Source organism: Bartonella sp. AA126HLJHH (assembly GCF_042197425.1).
In the GTDB taxonomy this organism is placed as follows: domain Bacteria; phylum Pseudomonadota; class Alphaproteobacteria; order Rhizobiales; family Rhizobiaceae; genus Bartonella.
In genome coordinates this window covers 1-3,512 of record NZ_JBHIRU010000053.1, presented here as the reverse complement: position 1 = coordinate 3,512, position 3,512 = coordinate 1, and the positions used below count along the sequence as shown (strand labels likewise).

General features: G+C 37.1%; 3 protein-coding genes and 1 pseudogene. All 4 read right to left on the bottom strand.

The features are described from left to right. Positions 1 to 1,061 (bottom strand): DEAD/DEAH box helicase family protein (locus ACFIQC_RS09380; RefSeq protein ID WP_375707095.1); only part of this gene is annotated, 1,061 nt, incomplete at its 3' end. A gap of 552 nt (positions 1,062 to 1,613) precedes the next feature. Then, positions 1,614 to 2,612 (bottom strand): annotated as a pseudogene (locus tag ACFIQC_RS09375) (DUF3987 domain-containing protein); the annotation flags it as partial. A gap of 139 nt (positions 2,613 to 2,751) precedes the next feature. Further along, positions 2,752 to 3,024 carry a type II toxin-antitoxin system RelE/ParE family toxin gene (locus ACFIQC_RS09370; RefSeq protein WP_375610964.1) on the bottom strand — a complete coding sequence of 91 codons (273 nt, stop codon included), beginning with the start codon at positions 3,022 to 3,024 and terminating at the stop codon, positions 2,752 to 2,754. Continuing rightward, on the bottom strand, positions 3,021 to 3,311 hold the full coding sequence (locus ACFIQC_RS09365) for a CopG family ribbon-helix-helix protein (protein WP_375610963.1): 291 nt from the start codon (positions 3,309 to 3,311) through the stop codon (positions 3,021 to 3,023). The genes ACFIQC_RS09370 and ACFIQC_RS09365 overlap by 4 nt, the downstream gene beginning before the upstream one ends. Positions 3,312 to 3,512: the final 201 nt, after the last annotated feature.

Genomic DNA, 3,512 nt, shown 5'->3' with positions numbered 1-3,512 from the left:
TCAGATTCATGCTTTTCTGTTCCCAACACAACACCAGTTGTTCTATGGGCTTCATCACAAATGATCAGATCAAATTCGGGTAAACCATGCTCTTTTTGTGCATCCGAAATCACTTGGATAGAATGATAGGTTGAAAAGATGACCGTCATTGCATCTGCTAGGGATTCACAAGCTTCTTTAGCAAGGGCTTGAGCATCTGTTGTAGCAGGGAGAACAAGATCTGATGTTTCCATGCCAACAATATCATCTTGATTTTTACGACGCTTGCCTACTTTCGTATCAGAACACACGGCAAAGGAACGCAACGGGACTTGTGCATCGGCTGTCCATTCACGGATTGTTTGCGAGACTAAAGCCAGAGAAGGTACCAGAAACAACACACGCTTGCCTTTTCCTGCTATGTGTTCTGCTATCTTAAGGCTTGTGAAAGTCTTCCCCGTTCCACATGCCATAATCAGCTTGCCACGATCTGCTTCTTTTAACCCTTCACAGACTTTCTTGATGGCTTCTTCTTGATGGGGACGAGGCTCTTTTGTTGATTTCAGAACAACTTCTTTTTTCGTTGCAAATATTTGCCAGTCTATACGACTGTTTTCCATATGACGAAGGTCAATACGATAAACGGGTATCGCTTGTCCTTTAATCATGGCATTCACATTGTCACTTAATTCCACTTCTGTGGTATCAACGAGAAGACGATATTTAAAGATGTCTTTTCCAGAGGCAGCGATAAAGCTATCAATATCTTTTTTACTGATCTGATGGTCAGCTTTATAAAACTTACATTGAATAGCCACATATCCCTCTTGATTGCGAAGCTTTGCCACCAGATCAATGCCGATATCATTTTTATTCCAACCTTCACGCTCTTCAGCCCATTCATAATAGGTTTCTACCTTTTCATATCGTCCATAATGGAGAGGGTCATGCATAAGATAAGCCATGACAAGATTTTCAAACAATGTTCCCAATTCACGGGGTGATTTTGCTTGTTGACGATAATATTCTAAGAGAGAGCGTAAAGTGACGTGTTCATTATCAGAATGATGAGGGCGAAGCATAAAGAATAAACTCCATGACAATATATTCTATTGATTAATTCTCTTCAAAAGAATCAAAATGAAGCTTATTAAATCCATTTTGAATGAATAGTGTGAAAAATTCGGAAAATGCTAAAAAGCGGATAATTTTTTTTCAAAAGGGGTCTTTAAGGCTGCTTATCAACAGCCCATGACATGGAATAAGATCAGCAAAGTAGTGAAATTTGCTATTCATTTCACGTATTCATCAAGATAAATGTACTATGGGCTTTAATATATCAGAATGAGTATTTTGATAGGTTTTGTCTGTTTTTAAAACCCCCAAAACACCTACAAAACCCTCTTAGATATATATTAAAAATTGTATTTATGTGTTATGTTTAATATAGGTTGTTTATTTGAAAGATTAACTTATTGAAATATAATAACTTTTATTTTTGACTAAAAAATATATATAAGGGGGGGTAAAAAGACCCCCCAAAACCCCCATACCCCCCCAAAAACTAATGATGGGAAGTGCTTTAAAGGTTCACTGTTATATTGTTTAATGTTTTATAAGATTTCCAAATTGCCTCAGTGTGATGTCTTATGACTTTTCACTAAAGGGTGCCATTCATAACGTATGGTAGGTCGACCGCCTTGGGAGTTATTCTCTCCAGAGATTTCACGAATATAGTTACAACGACATAAAAGCTCTAAAGCTTGCTTAACGGTTTGATTGTCTGTTAAATATTTCCAATCACGTTTATAAACATCCCTTGCTGTAAAAACATCGGGTAAACAATCACAACGCTCGACAATTAATTTTGCACGCTCTGCTGTTAATGTATCCCCCGCCGCATAAAGTCTTTTGGCATGACTTAACAGATAACTTGTCCAACGCAACGCTGTTGTGATGGCATAGAGTCCAATTTCTAAACGACCAGTGTCAAGAAGTTCAAAAATCAACGCAAGACTTGCTATGGTCTTTGGCATTTTTAAAAGATGCGATTGTAAGCTTTCTGAGTAACTACCTCCTTTTGCCTCTTTATGAAGATGCTCTAACCATTCATAAAACTTCACTTGTGCTTCAGCAGAAAAACGCATGATCAGTGGTTGTTCGGGAGAACCTAAGCGTTTATCACGAAAAGAGCGAAATACCCCTTCATACTTTTGCCAGACCTCTTGATTGGGCGGTTTATCAACCAATTGCCACTCTTTATTGTCATCGGGCCAGACAATCATTTGAAAGCGTTGCAATAAACCGTCATCGTTTATTCCACGGTGTATGGCTTGAATGAGCGGAATAATGCGTGAAGGTTGAATGCCTCCAATCATGGATAAAGTGACATAAGGGATAAAAATGGTTCCACGCTCTATACGGTCATAAGTAAATTGATCATCGCCATTAAAAGCTGTTAAATAAAAGGCGCGGTCTGATTGATATTCCTTTCTTTCTAGATTGGCTAAAAAGCCAGCCAATTCATCACGCACCATTAAGAGACCACGGGGGTTTTCTTTTAAGAGTTCCCCAAGCTTTTCAACAGACACATCATTGACAATAGTGTCATCTTCATTTTTACGAGTAGAAACTAAGCGGTGTGCAAAGTGCATTATGCAATCATATTCGCAATATTAGAAAAATAATAATTTATCATTATTTACTGATACGGAGCGCAGTATTGTAGAAAATAATTTTCTTCAATTACAAAATAAATAAAAATACAGTTGATTAAGGAAATTTTTTCTTTGTATGGAGCACACGTAAAATACGCACAACGCCATTTGAAATATCATAAATCATGATATAATTTGGATGTACAATAAGTTCACGTGTATTTACAATTCGTCCTAAACGACCAAGGGTAGGAAATTTAACAAGTTTTTCTACTTTTTCAGATAAAAGTTGATCAAACTTTAAGGCAGCGGAAGGATTATCTTGTGATATGTATTCACGTATCTTTTTGCGGTCAACGTGTGCTACTTGTGTCCAAATTAGCTTCATAAAGTTGATCTATCTAGTTTACTTTGTGTCTTTAAGCGCCATTCTTTTGCTTCTGCTTCGATTTCTTCAGAAGACATTATATCACTTGCATTAGCAGAATTTATCCCTAATTGAACTTGTTCCCGAAACCATAAATCGTATGCACTTTTTTCTTTTTGTTCTTTTACGATATCGCGCATATAATCGCGCAATAATTGTGCACCAGATCTATCACACGCCTTTGCTGCTTTGGAAAATTCATTTTTTAATACATCATCGACGCGAAAGGTAAATGTTGTCTCAGCCATTTTACGACCACTTAATGTGTTACAAAGTAGTTCTAATGTAATGTATTTTTACTGTTTCTTCAATAGGTACTATTAGAATAGATATTTTATATCTATTTTGCATTTTCATAGGGTTGAAAGGGACGCCCATAAATCAACGGGCTCTGATAACAACCCAGACAGCAGAGACAGCCCCGTTTCAATGCCTTCACAAATAACCAG